Raw genomic sequence first — 14,317 nt, 5'->3', positions numbered from 1 at the left:
GATGGTCGACCGGGTTGCTCGAAAACTGCGCAGCGTGTGTCGCACGCCCGTCTTCGTGCTCGTCTGGCTCGCGCCGACATGGCTGCTTCTGGGACTGGCGCGCCTGGCTATCCTGCGCCTGTCGCACAAACGGCTCGTATTGGCTTATGGTCATGATTTTGGCGCTGATGCATGGCTTGCCCTTGCGACGCCCCGGCAACTTCATCGTGCATCTCGGATCCGGCAGGTCGTTGCGCTGGCTGTCAAATATTCGCCCTGGGTTGCCAATTGCTTCCCGCAAGCGCTTGTGGCGCGTCTTCTGCTCGGGATCTACGGTATCCCCTACACACTGTTTTTCGGGGTGAGGCGGTCTGCGGATGTCCAAGGCGATATCAACGCGCATGCCTGGGTGATGACGGGGGGCTTGCCCGTGACCGGGGGCGCTAGTTTCGGAGAATTCACCGTGGTGCGCGTGTTTGCCAACCATGCGCCCATGACAGGGCAAGACGCATGATCGCCCCGTGGCGTCAGGCCTTGCGGCGCGTGCCACGTTGGCGCCTGTGGGTGTTTGCCGCGCTCCTGGCCGCAAGCAGCCTCACCGATGGGGTCGGTCTTATCCTCCTGGTGCCTCTGCTTTCCGCCATGAGCGGTGCCGAGTTCCATAATGCGGTGGCCTCGCGGCTTGTCGATGGCATCGCGGCGACAGGGCTGCCGCTTACGCCCGCTGTCGTCCTTGGACTTTTCGTGGGGGCGGTGGCGCTGCGGAGCGCGATCCAATACGGACGTGACCTTCAAGGGCTCCGATTGCAGCACGACGTCGTCGATCGTTTCCGGGGCGACTGCATCCGTCATCTCAACCGTGCGGACTGGCGGTGGCTGACGCGCCAGAAGCACAGCGATTACATGTCGCTGGTCATGACTGACGTGAACCGGATCGGGAACGGGCTGCACTCCGGCATGACGCTGGTCACCAGCCTGTCTGCGGCTGTCGCCTATCTCGTGGCGGCAGCGGTCGTGTCACCGTCCATGGCGGCGCTGACCGCGGTGGCTGGAGGAGTGGGCTTCGCGGCGATGCGGGGAATCCGGGCGCGTGCCCATCAATTGGGGGGGCAGCAGCTCGAGGCAAATCGTGCCATGACTGCGGACGTTCAGCACAGCGTCAGCGGATTGAAGACGCTAAAGGCATTGTCGACGGATGACCGCCACATCGAACGGCTGATTGCCTCAATCTCCCGGGTTCGGGCCGGGCAACTGAAGCTGGGGCGCATCACCAGCCTCACAACTGCCTCGCAGCAGATCATCGGGGCCGTCCTGATCTCGGGCTATGTCCTGATCGGTTGGTCCTATCTGCAGGTTCCGCTGGCGGCACTCGTGGCGCTTACCTTCTTCTTCAGCCGCCTGATGCCACTTTTCGCCTCGGCCCAGCAGATGTTGCACCGCGTTATCAACGCTGAACCGCCGCTGGCAGCGGTGCTGGATTTTCTCGAGCAGAGCGCGGCCCATGCTGAAGCGGCTCCTGCGCAGATGGCGGCGCGCTGGAACGTCGCGCAATCTATCGGCCTACAGGACGTCGGCTTGCGCTATGAAGAGCGCAGCCCTCCCGCGCTGGCGGGGATCGATCTGACGCTGCCGGCAGGCTCGACGACCGCGATCATCGGACCGTCTGGCGCTGGCAAGAGCACCCTCGCCGATGTGCTGATGGGATTGATCGAGCCGGATGCCGGTCATTTGCTGATCGACGGCGTGCGCGTGCGAGGCGAAATGCGGGTCAGGTGGCGCCAATCGGTGGCCTATGTGCCACAGGAGGTGTTCCTCTTTGACGATACGATCCGCGCCAATCTGTTGTGGGGCAACCCGGCGGCGACGACAGAGGCGCTGTTGGAGGCATTGGACAAGGCAGCGGCTGGTTTCGTGCGGAACTTGCCGAACGGGCTGGACACTGTCGTGGGGGCAAATGGCATGCGCCTGTCGGGAGGGGAGCGCCAGCGCCTGACGATCGCTCGGGCGCTTCTGGCCCGGCCCAGCCTTCTGATCATGGACGAGGCCACCAGCGCGCTCGATCCGGCGAATGAACTCGCGATCCGCGACGCTCTGCGGCGGCTGCATGGCGATCTGATCATCGTGCTCATCGGACATCGTCTGGCCACGCTCGAGCATGCCGATCAGGTCATCGAGCTGAATGCCGGTCGCATCGCGCGTATGGGCAGTTGGTCTGAGCTGCGCGGCGCCGAATTGACGTCCTGAATATTGCTGTCACGGCGGCCCAGCGCGACGGAAAATATCCCGAGCCCCGCCTGCAATTCAACCGTTCAAGAAAGCTAGCTATAGTCTGTCATGTAGCTAGCTTTTCCCGAAGAAACCCCGGCGCTGCTTCCCGAACGCGTCGCGGCGGAGATCTAGGCCAAGTCACTTAGGCTTCGGCGCACCAATTCTCACTTGATCTCGGCGCCCGCAGCTCCTGCTGGATCGATTTGGCCGGCGGCGTTGAAGAACAGCTCGATCAGCTCGTTCCTTTCGTCCTTCAGGGCGAACACGACCTCGTCCACCGTCGATCGGATGTCCCGGATCCGCAGCCGCCGCACGGTATCGGTTCGATAAGTGCCGAAGCGCCACATGAAGCCGACACCGATGCCCAGGGCCACCGCCTCATAGACGGCGTCGCGGGTGTCTGCGATCAGCTGCGGCTCGGGGGACAGGCCGGCGGCGCGGAAGGCGCGATCGACGACTTTTTGCGTCGAGGATCCCTGCGAGCGGAAGATCAGCGGCAGCCGCGCCAGGCCTTCGAGGCTGACCTCGTCGCGCAATCCCGTCGGGCTGTCCGCGGCGACGATGCCGACCACCTCCTGCGAGAGCACGCGCGCGGTGCGGAACCGGCGATCGTTCGGCAGATCGGGCAACACCGCGACATCCACCTCGCGCCGCAGCAAGGCTGCGAGGATGTCCTGATGCGAGCCGCTTTCCACCGAGACCGTCAAAGAAGGGTGCTGGCGCAGAAGCTGGTGGACGATCGCGATGCCCGGCATGGAATTGCCCAGCCCGACCCGCAGCCGGCGCCTGCCAGTCGGGCCTCGGCGTTCGAGGATGCGCAGCGCGTCATGCTCGGCCTCGCGCATCCGGGCGCCGATGTCGCAAAGCTGCTCGCATAGGGGCGTCGCGCAGAGGGTTCCGTTGAGCTTGTCGAACAGTCGCACGCCGAAGGCGGTCTCGAGGTCGCGAATCTGCTGCGCGACTGCGGAATGCGACACGCCCAGCCGGCGCGCGGCAGCCGAAAAAGACCCCTCCTCGGCGACCGCAGTCACCGAGCGCAGGCGGGAAAGCGACAGGGCGCTCGCCATGGATCCAACCGAAGCTTTCATCATCCGACGGCTTAGCTTGCAGATGTAACATCCACGTCACAGAAGCTCGTCAAACCGTGAGCAGTCCGGGGCGACGCCCCATCACCGCATGACCAGACGCGCATCGCGCGAACGGGGCCGAGGCCCCGAACGGAGAGGATTTGCCCATGACCCAGCCTGTCGGATTGTCCGAGTTCCTGTCAGGGCCGCTCCCCGAACGTGCTGCGATCCTGGCCGATCTCGATGGCTGTCTGATTGCTGGAGACCGCGTGCTGCCTGGCGTGCCCGAGCTGATCGCGCGCTGCGGCGAGCGGCTTTGGGTCGTCTCGAACAATTCCACCGACACGGCGGAGCACCTGTCGGCCCGGCTCGGCCTGATGGGGCTCGCGGTGGCCGCCGAACGCATGGTGCTGGCGGGAGAGGAAACGCTCCGCAATCTGCAGCGCTGTCGCCCCGGTGCCCGTGTCGCGCTCTTCGCCGCGCCGCCGCTTGTGGCACTGGCGCGCCAGCTGGGGCTGGTGCCCGACCGCGCGCAGCCCGAGCTTGTGCTGCTGGCGCGCGACACCGGCTTCAGCTTCGCCGACTTGACCCAGCTGACCGCGATGGCCGCGCGAGGCCTACCCGTGCTGCTGAGCAATCCCGACACGTTCCACCCCGGCCCGGATGGCACGCCTCAGCCTGAGACCGGTGCCCTTTGGGCCGCGGCGCGCGCCGCTGTGCCCGCCGCCACCGCATCGAGCCTCGCCAAGCCCGCACCCGATCTGGTCCATGTGGCGCTGTCGCGCGCCGGCGTCGCACCGGGTGCTGCGGTCTTTCTCGGCGACACGCCTGAAACAGACGGCCGCGCGGCGGCGGCCGCAGGGGTCGAGTTCGTCCTGCTCGCCCGGCCGGGCGGCGTGACCCTCGCCCAGGAGATCGTGACATGCTGAGCTACACCCTGCGCACCCTCGTCCGGATGGCGCTGACCTTCTTCGTGATCGTCACGCTGGTGTTCTTCGCCACGCGCCTGTCGGGAAACGCGATTGATTTCCTCGCGGGCGAGGGCATGACCCAGGAAGACCGTGAGATCCTGATCAGCTATTACGAGCTCGACCGGTCGCTCTGGGACCAATACTTCGCCTTCCTGCGCGCCTTCCTCGACGGGAATTTCGGCCTCTCCTTCATCGAGCGCCGACCCGTGATCGAGATCGTGGCGGAGCGCTTGTGGCCTTCGGCGCAGCTCCTCCTCTCGGCGGTCGGCCTCACCCTCGTCGTGTCGCTCCCGCTGGGCATGATCGCCGCGATCTGGCGCAAGCACTGGCTGGGCAGCGCGGCGATGGTCGTGGCCTTCCTCGGCTACGCGGTGCCGAACTTCATCCTCGCCGTCGTGATGGTCTTGGTCTTTGCCTACTGGCTGAACTGGCTGCCGGTGGTGGGCAACGGAACGCCTTTGCATTTCATCATGCCGACGCTGGCGATGTCGGGAGTATTGATCGCGGCGCTCACGCGCTTCACTCGCAATGCCATGCTCGACGTGCTTGGGCAGGACTTCATGCGCACCGCCCGCGCCAAGGGCCTTCCCGAGCGCGCGGTGATCCTGCGCCACGGGTTGCGCAACGCCTCGATCACGCTGCTGTCGGTGATCGGTCTTCAGATCGCGGGACTCGCTGCCTCCGGCTCGGTGGTGGTGGAATCGATCTTCGCTTGGCCCGGCATCGGCGACCTGCTCGTCTCCTCGGCGATACGGCGCGACTACCCGGTGCTCCAGTTCGGGGTCATCACCGTTGCCATCGCCGTCATCCTCATCAACGCCGCCATCGACCTTGCCTACGCATGGGCCGATCCGCGCCTGCGCCATCAACTGAAAGGGTGATCCGATGACCATGGCCCTCAATCTGCCCGCGCCTTCGGCCCTGCGCCGCCTCTGGACCGGCACGAACACGATCCAGAAGATCGCTTTCGCAGTCGGGCTGGCCCTCTTGCTCATGGCCATTCTCGGCCCGCTGATCGCGCCGCATGATCCCAATGCGCAGAGCCTGCTCTCGCGGCTGCGTCCGCCGATCGGCTTCGAGCGCGCGAAGACCGCCTATCCGCTGGGCACGGACGAGCTGGGCCGCGATGTCTTGTCGCGCAGCCTGCACGGATTGCGCCTGACCCTGATGCTGGCATTCCTCGGAGCGCTGTTGGGCCTTCTCGTGGGCGGGCTGCTCGGGCTGCTGGCAGGCGTGGTCGGCGGACGCACCGATGCCGCGATCATGTCGGCGGTCGATACCCAGATCGCGGTGCCCTTCACGCTGATTGCGCTGTTCACGCTGGCGATCTTCGGCAGTTCGCTTCAGGTGATGGTCATCGTCCTCGGCCTCGCCGGCTGGGAGCAATATGCCCGGATCGTGCGCGGCGACGTGCGGCGCCTGATGCATCTGCCCTTCATCGAGGCCGCCCGCGCCGCCGGCGCCAGTCCGCGGCGCATCGCCTTCACCCACCTGCTGCCCAATATCGTCTCGCCGCTGGTGGTCCAGTTCACGCTGTCGCTGTCGAATATCGTGCTGCTGGAAAGCACGCTGTCCTTCCTCGGCCTCGGCGTGCAGCCCCCCACCGCGACGCTTGGCTCGATGGTCGGGATCGGTCGCGACTACATGCCGACCGCCCCCTGGATCGTCATCGTCCCCGCCGCGCTGATCGTGTTGCTGACCTTCGCCGTCCAGGTGGTCGGTGACTGGTTACGCGACAGCGTCGACGTGCGCCTGCGCGCACGCTGACACCCCGCAACAAGAACAGAAGGCCGCAAGCGCCCGTCGTCAAACACTGCAATGGAGAGACCCATGCTCAGACTGCTCGTTTCCACCGCTCTTGCCGCCGGCATCGCCGCCGCTGGCGTCACGGGGGCTCAGGCCCGCGAACTGAAGGTCGGCGCTGCCAACGTCGCCAAATATCTCGACCCCGGCCGCGACCACTCGAATGTCGGCTCGCAGTTCTACTACAACACCTTCGACACGCTGATCGACAAGGATCACGAGAAGATCGGCGGCGAATGGCGCCCCGGTCTCGCGACCGAATGGAACCTCGTTTCGCCCAAGGTCATGGAGTTCAAGCTCCGTCAGGGCGTGACCTTCCAGAACGGCGAAGCGATGACCGCCGATGACGTGGTCTTTTCGCTCAACCGCATGTATCAGGCCACCTTCCCGCCCTATATGGTGCGCTCGAAGGACCGTCTGAACAACTTCGAGAAAGCCGAGAAGGTCGACGATTATACCGTCCGCATCACGGTGAAGCGCGAAGAGCCGCTTTGGGAAACGCTCGTGAACCTGCAGCAGGTTATGATCATCCCCGAAGACTACACCAAGGGCCTGACCGGCGATCCGAACGTGGCCGAGGACAGCGATTACGAAGCCTTCTCGATGGCTCCGGTCGGCACCGGCCCCTATGCGATCAGCGAGTTCAGCCCCGGCGAGCGCGTGGTCTATACCCGCTTCGACAATTTCTGGGGCGACAAGGCGCCGCTGGAAAAAGTCTCCGTGATCCATATCCCGGAAACCGCCTCGCGCATTACCGCGCTGAAGACCGGCGAAGTCGACATGATCACCAATGTCGCGCCCGACCAGCTGTCGCTGATCGAAGCCGACCCGAGCATCAAGGCCGCGGGCAGCGTCACGCCGCTGTTCCACGTCATGATCATGAACACCAACCATCCCAAGCTGCGTGACCCGCGCATCCGTCAGGCGCTCAGCCTCGCGATCGACCGCGACGCGCTGAACGAGGCGCTCTGGCTGGGCAAGGCCGTCGTTCCCTCGACCCACACGATGAAGGAATACGGCGACCTCTACATGCCGGAGCTGAAGACCTTCGAATACAACCCCGAGAAGGCCCGCGAACTGCTGAAGGAAGCTGGCTATGACGGGTTCGAGATCACCTATGACACCGACCCGGTCTATTACACCAACGGCCTTCTGGCCGCGCAGGCCATCGTCGAGATGTGGGCGCAGGTCGGCATCAAGGCCAAGGTGAATGTCGCGGAGAAATGGACCGGCAACAGCAAGGACATGATGACCCGCAACTGGTCGAACCCGATGTATTTCGCGGACCCCTTCGGCTCGTTCGGCGTCATGTGGGCCCCGGATGCCGCCTCGGAATCGGAAGGCCGTTTCACCACCGACGAAGCCTATCGCAAGACCTGGGACAAGTTCCGCTTCTCCAAGGATGTCGCGGATCGTCGCGCCGCCTATGCCGAGCTGATGGATCGCATCAAGCAGGACCCGCCGGTGCTGCCGCTCTATCGCCCCTATGAGAGCTGGGCGATGCGCAAGGATATCGCCTGGGCGCCGAAACCTGGCCACATCCCCTATGTGCTCGATTTCCGCGCCGGGGCGATCTCCTTCGCCTCCAACTAACGCTCCCCGCCCGTCGCCGCTTGTGCGTGGCGGCGGGCACCTTCCCGCAACTCTTTGGAAAGTTTCAGCATGTCCACCCGTATCGCCATCGTCACTGATATCCACCATGGCAAACCCTCGACCGCGAAGCGCGGCGACATGGCGCTGCCCCTGATGGAAGACTTCGCCCGTTACGTTCGCGACGGCGGGGCCGATCTGGTGCTCGATCTCGGGGATCGGATCTCGGATGAGAACCGCGACACCGACCTACGCCTGGAAGCCGAAGTGGCCGAGGCGTTCCGTGCCGTCGAGGCCCCGATCCTGCATCTCAACGGCAACCATGATCGCGATCACCTGGAGGTCTCGGATAACGAAGGGATCCTCGGCCAGACGCTCGATCACGGGGTGGTCGATATCGGCGGCTGGCGCATCGTCCTGTGGCGCGCCGATACGCGTATCCGCCGGATGCCCGACTATTCCGGCTTCGTGCTGACCGAGCCCGACTTGATCTGGCTCTCGCGCACTATGCAGGCGAGCGATCGCCCGACGCTCGTGGTCAGCCATGTGCCGATTTCGGGCCATTCGCAGCTGGGCAACTACTATTTCGAGAACAACCCCGCCAGCTCGACCTATCCGATGGCCGAGCGCGCCCGTGCCGCGCTCTCGCGTGCGAAGGTGCCGGTGGTCTGTCTCGCAGGCCACGTGCATTGGAACACCGTCACAACGGTTGACGGCATCACCCATCTGACCCAGCAATCGCTGACCGAGAGCTTCACCACCGAGGGCGAACCTGCCGGCGCGATGGGGATGATCGAACTGGGCGACAGCTTCCGCTGGGAGGTTGTGGGCGACGATCCGTTCTCCTTCGAGACCACCCCCCGCCATCGCCGTTGGACGCCCCCGCTGCCGTCCTTCGCCGACCACCCCGAGGCACGCGTCCGCCGCGCTGCCGCAGCCGCGAGTTGATCCATGAGCCGCGCACCGCTTCTGTCAGTCCAGAACCTGAGCCTCGCTTTCGGCTCCCACATCGCGCTGTCGGGGCTCAGCTTCGACATCGCACGCGGCGAGACCGTCGCGTTGGTGGGGGAGTCCGGCTCGGGCAAATCCGCCACCGCGCTGGCGCTGATGCGCCTGATCGAACGCGAGGGCGGGCGCCTGACCGGCGGACGCATCGATCTCGACGGTGACACGCCGGTCGAGATCACGGCGCTCGAGGAACGCGAGATGCAGCAGGTGCGCGGCAACCGGATCTCTATGATCTTTCAGGAGCCGATGACCGCGCTCAACCCGGTGATGCCGCTTGGCGAGCAGGTGGCAGAAGTCTTGCGCCTGCATCAGGGGCTGGACCGCAAGGCGGCGCTGGCGGCGGCCCGCGCCGCGTTCGCGCGGGTCAAGATCCCCGAACCCGAACGGCGGCTGGTGCAATATCCGCACGAGCTGTCGGGCGGGTTGCGGCAGCGCGTCATGATCGCGATGGCGCTGGCCTGCCAGCCCGATCTGCTGATCGCCGATGAGCCGACGACCGCGCTCGATGTGACGACGCAAGCGGAGATCCTGTCGCTGATCAAAGAGCTGCAGGAAGAAAGCGGAATGGCCGTGCTGTTCATCACCCACGACATGGGGGTGGTGGCCGAGATCGCCGACCGCGTCGTCGTGCTGTGTCGCGGCGAACAGGTCGAAACCGGTCCGGTCGGGCAGATCTTCGCCGCACCGCAGGCCGAATATACCCGCAACCTGATGGCGGCGACGCCGATGCTGGGCGCGGGGGCGCCGAAACGGCCGCTCAATGCAGATGCGCCGCTCCTCGAAGTCGACCGGCTGTCGGTTCGTTTCCCGGTGCGCCGCGCCGCTCCGGGACGGCCTGCGCTCGATTATCACGCGGTCAACGAGGTCTCGCTGACCCTCGGGCGCGGTGAAACGCTCGGGCTGGTGGGGGAATCCGGCTGCGGCAAATCCACCTTGGCGCGGACCTTGCTCGGTCTCGAGGCAGCCTCCGGCGGGCGGGTCCGGCTGAGCGGGCAGACCCTGACCGGCCTGACGGCGCAGGAACTGCGCCCGCTGCGCGGAAAGATGCAAATGGTCTTTCAGGACCCCTATGCCAGCCTCAACCCACGGCTCCCGGTCTATGATCTGATCACCGAGCCCGCCCATATCCGCAGCCCGATGACGCGCGCCGAGCGGCGGGCGATGGCGGGCGAGCTTCTGGAGCGGGTCGGGCTGGAAGCCGCCGCCATGGATCGCTACCCGCACCAGTTCTCCGGCGGGCAGCGCCAACGGCTCTGCATCTGCCGTGCGCTCTCGGTCAAACCGGCGATCATCGTTGCGGATGAGGCGGTCTCGGCCCTCGACGTATCGGTCGCGCGCCAGATCACCGATCTGATCGCCAAGCTGCAGAAGGAAGAAGGTGTCTCTTTTCTCTTCATCTCACACGATATCGCGGTCGTCGAACGCGTCAGTCACCGCATCGCTGTGATGTGGGCGGGGCAGGTCGTGGAAACCGGGCCGACCGACACCGTTCTGAAGAACCCGCTACATCCCTATACCCGACGGCTTCTGTCCGCGGTGCCGCATCCGGACCCGCAACGCAGACCGCTTCCGCGCGAGCGCGCAGCCGATCTTCGACCGCCGAAGCTTTTGCTTCCGCGTGATATCGATCCCGAGCGTATCGCGCTCCGCGAAGTGAGCGAGGGACATTTCGTCGCCATCCGCGATACGGTCGAGCTGATGGCCTACCAGTCGATGACGCGCGCTGCGTCAGAGGCCCCGCGTGAAGCGAAGCGCGAAGGCGTCGGGAGTATGGTGATCTAGCAGCGGCGCCACTCTGCGTCGGCGTTGGGCGCTGGGCTAACGCCCGCTGCAAGGAGTTCGAGTGATCGACAAGCTCGAAGCCTCGCGCGCGCGAAAAAATGGACGCGGCGCAAGCACGCGAGGTTGAGAGAGCGCAGGGCGACTTTTTGTTGCCTTCGGCGAACGGATCAGGGGACATCTGGAAAACGATCAGCCGCACGGTCTTCGTGGCTACGCTGTGCCTCTCTTCAAGCGGGCCAGCGCGCCGTTCTTGCGCCTCGGCATTCTCCAACCCCTGAGCGCGCTATTGCATCGTTCCGTAATCCAGCCGTTCGAGAAAGCTACCTACAGTCTGTCATATAGCTAAATTTCCCGGCGCTGTTTTTCGCACCGGTCTCCTGCGCGTTTTTTTCAGGCCCCCCCTTGCCGCTCGGCGTGTCCCGAATGCCGCGGATCATGCCTGCGTTATGGCTAGCGGCGCGGGCGCTCGAGACCGCTTCACCGGCGCGCTCGCCGTCTCCCTTCTCCGTCTGGCGGCTGGCACGCCGATTTCGCTGGGTTACGCGATGGAGAACCCGCATTGCTTCGGTGCCGAAGTCGGGCAGAGGCTCGCGGCCGTTTGAGATACCAATTGTCGTGTGGGCCGATCGTCGCGATCAGGTGGTAACGCGCCGAACTGCCTCATTCTGATCCGTTGAGGGCGGCCCGTGACAGGTCACCAGTTAGGCAGATCGGCGCGATCGTGATATACTTCTAAAGGTAAGCTTTTCGGCGGAGAAATGCATGGCCATCGATTTCTGGTTCGCGATTGGCAGCACCTACACCTATTTCCCGGTTATGCGCCTCGACGCTGTCGAAGCTCAAACCGGTATCCGCTTCAACTGGCGTCCATTCAACTTGCGACGGGTGCTGGTCTCGATGAACAGCGTCCCCTATGCTGACAAGCCCGCGAAACTTGCCTACATGTGGCGCGACATCGAGCGCCGTGCCAAGGGCTTCGGGCTCACAGTCTCCATGCCTCCTCCTTACATGATTGACGACCTCGTGCGCGCTAACCGCATCGCGCTCCTTGGCCTGAAGGAGGGCTGGGGCAAGGCTTATATTCGTGCCAGCTATCGGCGCTGGTTTGCCGAGGGACAGGATGCCGGCGCTGAACCCAACTTCTCCGAGAGCCTGCGGGAGGCGGGTCAGAACCCCAAAGAGGCGCTCACCCGCGCCGATGCCCCAGAGATAGCTGAAGCTTTGGAACGCGACACCGACGAGGCGTTCTCGCTTGGTCTCTTCGGCGCCCCCAACTTCGTCGTGGGAAAAGAGATCTTCTGGGGACACGATCGGCTCGATGATGCCATCGCCTGGCATCGGCAGGCCAGCTGAAACGGCCTGCAGTCTGCGTTCAGTTCAGGCACCGAAAATGCGCAGTGTAATCGGGCCGCCTGCTGTTTGGATATCGTGTGGAGAGGCAAAACAGCTTCGCGCGCAGGATGGCGCAATGTCCACCGTGGTTGCGATCCTCGTAAACGCTGTCCTTCAAATAGGGGGTGCTCGTTTTGCTGTATTTGTTCAACCCCGCTTTCGAAAGATTTCAGTGGCTTACGAGGGGGTAGGGGTGCTCGTTCAACGACATGGCATGTCGTGAAACGAGCACCCCTATGCTGTTGAACGAGCACCTGCGGGCCCGGTGCTTAAAGTGCTCGATTATATGCAGTTCGGGTGTGGAATGTCGTTGAACGAGCACCAGGGAGGGCGAGTTGCCCGCGTGCTCTCTCGCGGGTTTCTTCAATCACCGTTCTTGTCAGTTCCGGCAACCTTCTCGAAGCAAAAATCCGATCGAACGGCGGATGAAACTGTCCAGCGGCCCCGCGAGCCGTCGCACTGATGGCTCAAGGACAGCCGTGCGCTGATAATCAAACTGGAAAACCCAGGAGGGTTTGACCAAACGGGCGCTCGCTACCTTCCGCGATCGATTGATCTTTTCGGCTATGCCGTCATTGCAGGTTCAATTGTGTGATCATCCGTTCCAGCCGTTCCATCGCGCGCACGCCGTCCTCGATATCGGGCACATTGCGGCTCTCGCCCTGCAGCACTGCCGCCGCATCGGAGAGGAGCGCCGCGTAGCCTTTGTGATCCTCATTCGCGGCCGCCGTGAAGTTCGGTCGCCAGCTCAAGGTATCGCAGGTTGGATCGAGCATTGCCCTTGGATCGTCGGCCTTGAAGGGCGGATCGCGATAGAGCGCCACGTCGATGATGTTGTCGACATGCAGGCGCGCGTGATCGCCCATGATGCGGATCTCTTCCATCGGGGTCCCGCGCGATTGCACGGTGCCCATGACGATATTGCCGATCACGCCGGCCTGCGTCGTGAAATTGAGGTGTAGCAAAAGTTTGCCTGGTGCGGGAGAGACGTGGCGCACCTGCATGTCGCCGAAATCGTCCCCCGCGAACCATGGGATCAGGTCCATGTAATGCACGCAGTGATGCAGGAAGAAGCCGGTGTAGTCGGGCTCGCCCTGAAAATAGGTCGGGGCGGTCATGTAGGCTCCGGTGATCCCGAGAACGGGGCCGAACTCCCCATGGTCGAGGACGTTCTTTGCGATCTTGTTACCGGTCGAGTAGCGCTTCATGAAGCCGACGATGACCGGTTTTTTCGCGGCCTGCGCGGCACGTGCGATCTCCCGGGCGCCTTCGGCGGTGGCGGCGGGAGGTTTCTCCATGAAAACCGGCAACCCGCGTTTGAGCGCGGCCAGCGTCGCCATCCGGTGAAGCTCCGGCCCCACGGCCATGCCAATCGCGTCAAGTCCAGGCGTGGAGATCATTTCCTCGAAGTCGGAGAACAGTGCGGTGACACCGTATTCCTCGCCGGTGCGGGTCAACGCCGCTGCATCGCGATCACAGAGCGCCGCGATGCGGATGTCGTTGCGCCCGAGTTGAGGTAGCAGCATTTGGCGCGCATGGCGCCCACAGCCGATCCAGCCGATCTTCATCATTGGTCTACCTCCGCGAGCGTCAGCGAATTGCGGATCACGCCCAGACCGGCGCGCAACTTGTCGGACTCATCTTCGCGCGGCGCGCGCCATTGCGCGATGGGGAGAGCGATCCGGTCATCGGCCCGCCGGAATGGCTCGAGAGATATCGGCCCGTCGTAGCTCACTTGGTGCAGGGCACGCATGATCGCGGTCCAGTCGAGATGCCCGGTGCCGGGATGCCCACGGTGGTTCTCATTGGCTTGGAAATGCGCGATGCGGGGCCCCGCCAGTCGGATCGCATCGGCGATCGAGCGGTCTTCCATGTTCATATGGAAAGTGTCGAGCATCAGCTGGCAACCCGGATCATTGACCGCGTCGACCAGCTCGACCGCCTGACGGGTGGTGTTGAGGATATCCGTTTCGAACCGGTTCAGGGCCTCGACTGCAAGAACCACACCCGCCGAACGTGCCAACGGCGCCACCTGCGAAAAACCCTCGATAGTGCGATCGGCGCGGGCCGCGATTTGGTCATCGCTGCGCGGGCAGGGTGGACGCCCCGCGAAGACCATCGGTTCCCCGTAGAGCGGGCCGCCGACGATGCCGACGCCCAATTCGGCCGCGACCTCCACGCAGAACTTCAGATAATCGAGGCCACCTTTCACATTCTCAGGGTCATCGGATGCGATGGAGCGTTGCGGATTGACCCGCGCCGCCAGCACCAGCGAGATACCTGCATCGGAAGCTGCGGCTTTGACATCGGCCAGCGGCAGATCGTCCTCTGGTTCGGGCACCAGTAGCTCGACGAAGTCGAAGCCAAGCTCCGCAGCATGGGCGAAATAGTGCAGGTCCTTGCCGGTGAATGGCCGGGTGAACTGCATTGAGATGATACCAATCGGGTTTTTCAAGA

The 14,317-nt window shown here is 64.2% G+C and carries 13 protein-coding genes; 10 read left to right on the top strand and 3 right to left on the bottom strand.

The features are described 5' to 3' along the window. The first annotated feature begins 1 nt into the window (after position 1). Entirely contained in the window at positions 2-493 is a 492-nt protein-coding gene (locus B6V73_RS16490; RefSeq protein ID WP_088725808.1) for a lasso peptide biosynthesis B2 protein, read from the top strand. Next, positions 490-2,223: an ABC transporter ATP-binding protein gene (locus tag B6V73_RS16485; protein ID WP_088725807.1), complete on the top strand. Its 1,734-nt coding sequence runs from the start codon at positions 490-492 to the stop codon at positions 2,221-2,223. The genes B6V73_RS16490 and B6V73_RS16485 overlap by 4 nt, the downstream gene beginning before the upstream one ends. 188 nt (positions 2,224-2,411) lie before the next feature. Here the strand turns inward: B6V73_RS16485 and B6V73_RS16480 are convergent, their stop codons facing one another. Beyond that, a complete protein-coding gene (locus B6V73_RS16480) occupies positions 2,412-3,314 on the bottom strand; it encodes a LysR family transcriptional regulator (RefSeq protein ID WP_088725806.1) in 903 nt (300 codons plus the stop codon). Positions 3,315-3,481: 167 nt separating this feature from the next. Here B6V73_RS16480 and B6V73_RS16475 point away from each other — a divergent pair, with 167 nt between their 5' ends. The 8 genes from B6V73_RS16475 to B6V73_RS16445 all read left to right on the top strand — a co-directional run bounded on the left by B6V73_RS16475 (position 3,482) and on the right by B6V73_RS16445 (position 11,821). Further along, positions 3,482-4,243 carry an HAD family hydrolase gene (locus B6V73_RS16475; RefSeq protein WP_088725805.1) on the top strand — a complete coding sequence of 254 codons (762 nt, stop codon included), beginning with the start codon at positions 3,482-3,484 and terminating at the stop codon, positions 4,241-4,243. Next, entirely contained in the window at positions 4,237-5,166 is a 930-nt protein-coding gene (locus B6V73_RS16470; protein ID WP_088725804.1) for an ABC transporter permease, read from the top strand. Before B6V73_RS16475 ends, B6V73_RS16470 begins: the two co-directional genes overlap by 7 nt. A gap of 4 nt (positions 5,167-5,170) precedes the next feature. Continuing rightward, positions 5,171-6,052: an ABC transporter permease gene (locus B6V73_RS16465; RefSeq protein ID WP_240504164.1), complete on the top strand. Its 882-nt coding sequence runs from the start codon at positions 5,171-5,173 to the stop codon at positions 6,050-6,052. A gap of 63 nt (positions 6,053-6,115) precedes the next feature. Continuing rightward, positions 6,116-7,681: an ABC transporter substrate-binding protein gene (locus B6V73_RS16460; RefSeq protein WP_088725803.1), complete on the top strand. Its 1,566-nt coding sequence runs from the start codon at positions 6,116-6,118 to the stop codon at positions 7,679-7,681. Positions 7,682-7,750: 69 nt separating this feature from the next. Beyond that, complete coding sequence (locus B6V73_RS16455) at positions 7,751-8,626, top strand: metallophosphoesterase (RefSeq protein WP_088725802.1); 876 nt, start codon at positions 7,751-7,753, stop codon at positions 8,624-8,626. A gap of 3 nt (positions 8,627-8,629) precedes the next feature. Beyond that, positions 8,630-10,468, top strand: a complete 1,839-nt coding sequence (locus B6V73_RS16450) for an ABC transporter ATP-binding protein (protein WP_088725801.1) — start codon at positions 8,630-8,632, stop codon at positions 10,466-10,468. A 446-nt stretch (positions 10,469-10,914) separates the two neighbouring features. Then, the gene (locus B6V73_RS20850) at positions 10,915-11,070 is read left to right on the top strand and encodes a hypothetical protein (RefSeq protein WP_168174918.1); all 156 of its coding nucleotides are present in this window, start codon (positions 10,915-10,917) and stop codon (positions 11,068-11,070) included. 160 nt (positions 11,071-11,230) lie between these two features. After that, a complete protein-coding gene (locus B6V73_RS16445; RefSeq protein ID WP_088725800.1) occupies positions 11,231-11,821 on the top strand; it encodes a 2-hydroxychromene-2-carboxylate isomerase in 591 nt (196 codons plus the stop codon). Between the two features lie 611 nt (positions 11,822-12,432). Here B6V73_RS16445 and B6V73_RS16440 read toward each other — a convergent pair. Both B6V73_RS16440 and B6V73_RS16435 read right to left on the bottom strand, forming a co-directional pair. After that, positions 12,433-13,431, bottom strand: a complete 999-nt coding sequence (locus B6V73_RS16440) for a Gfo/Idh/MocA family oxidoreductase (RefSeq protein ID WP_088725799.1) — start codon at positions 13,429-13,431, stop codon at positions 12,433-12,435. Next, positions 13,428-14,315 (bottom strand): sugar phosphate isomerase/epimerase family protein, encoded by an 888-nt coding sequence (locus B6V73_RS16435; protein WP_088725798.1) that lies wholly within the window; start codon positions 14,313-14,315, stop codon positions 13,428-13,430. Before B6V73_RS16435 ends, B6V73_RS16440 begins: the two co-directional genes overlap by 4 nt. Between the last annotated feature and the right edge of the window lie 2 nt (positions 14,316-14,317).

Source organism: Thioclava sp. JM3, assembly GCF_002213185.1.
GTDB lineage: Bacteria > Pseudomonadota > Alphaproteobacteria > Rhodobacterales > Rhodobacteraceae > Thioclava > Thioclava nitratireducens.
Note: the sequence above shows the minus strand (reverse complement) of the source record. Positions and strands in the feature narration are given on the sequence as shown.

What these genes read in the sequence shown, in the direction of transcription:
- B6V73_RS16490 (WP_088725808.1), top strand. Translation starts at nt 2, where the DNA reads ATGGTCGACCGGGTTGCTCGAAAACTGCGCAGCGTGTGTCGCACGCCC.
- B6V73_RS16485 (WP_088725807.1), top strand. Translation starts at nt 490, where the DNA reads ATGATCGCCCCGTGGCGTCAGGCCTTGCGGCGCGTGCCACGTTGGCGC.
- B6V73_RS16480 (WP_088725806.1), bottom strand. Translation starts at nt 3,314, where the DNA reads ATGGCGAGCGCCCTGTCGCTTTCCCGCCTGCGCTCGGTGACTGCGGTC.
- B6V73_RS16475 (WP_088725805.1), top strand. Translation starts at nt 3,482, where the DNA reads ATGACCCAGCCTGTCGGATTGTCCGAGTTCCTGTCAGGGCCGCTCCCC.
- B6V73_RS16470 (WP_088725804.1), top strand. Translation starts at nt 4,237, where the DNA reads ATGCTGAGCTACACCCTGCGCACCCTCGTCCGGATGGCGCTGACCTTC.
- B6V73_RS16465 (WP_240504164.1), top strand. Translation starts at nt 5,171, where the DNA reads ATGACCATGGCCCTCAATCTGCCCGCGCCTTCGGCCCTGCGCCGCCTC.
- B6V73_RS16460 (WP_088725803.1), top strand. Translation starts at nt 6,116, where the DNA reads ATGCTCAGACTGCTCGTTTCCACCGCTCTTGCCGCCGGCATCGCCGCC.
- B6V73_RS16455 (WP_088725802.1), top strand. Translation starts at nt 7,751, where the DNA reads ATGTCCACCCGTATCGCCATCGTCACTGATATCCACCATGGCAAACCC.
- B6V73_RS16450 (WP_088725801.1), top strand. Translation starts at nt 8,630, where the DNA reads ATGAGCCGCGCACCGCTTCTGTCAGTCCAGAACCTGAGCCTCGCTTTC.
- B6V73_RS20850 (WP_168174918.1), top strand. Translation starts at nt 10,915, where the DNA reads ATGGCTAGCGGCGCGGGCGCTCGAGACCGCTTCACCGGCGCGCTCGCC.
- B6V73_RS16445 (WP_088725800.1), top strand. Translation starts at nt 11,231, where the DNA reads ATGGCCATCGATTTCTGGTTCGCGATTGGCAGCACCTACACCTATTTC.
- B6V73_RS16440 (WP_088725799.1), bottom strand. Translation starts at nt 13,431, where the DNA reads ATGATGAAGATCGGCTGGATCGGCTGTGGGCGCCATGCGCGCCAAATG.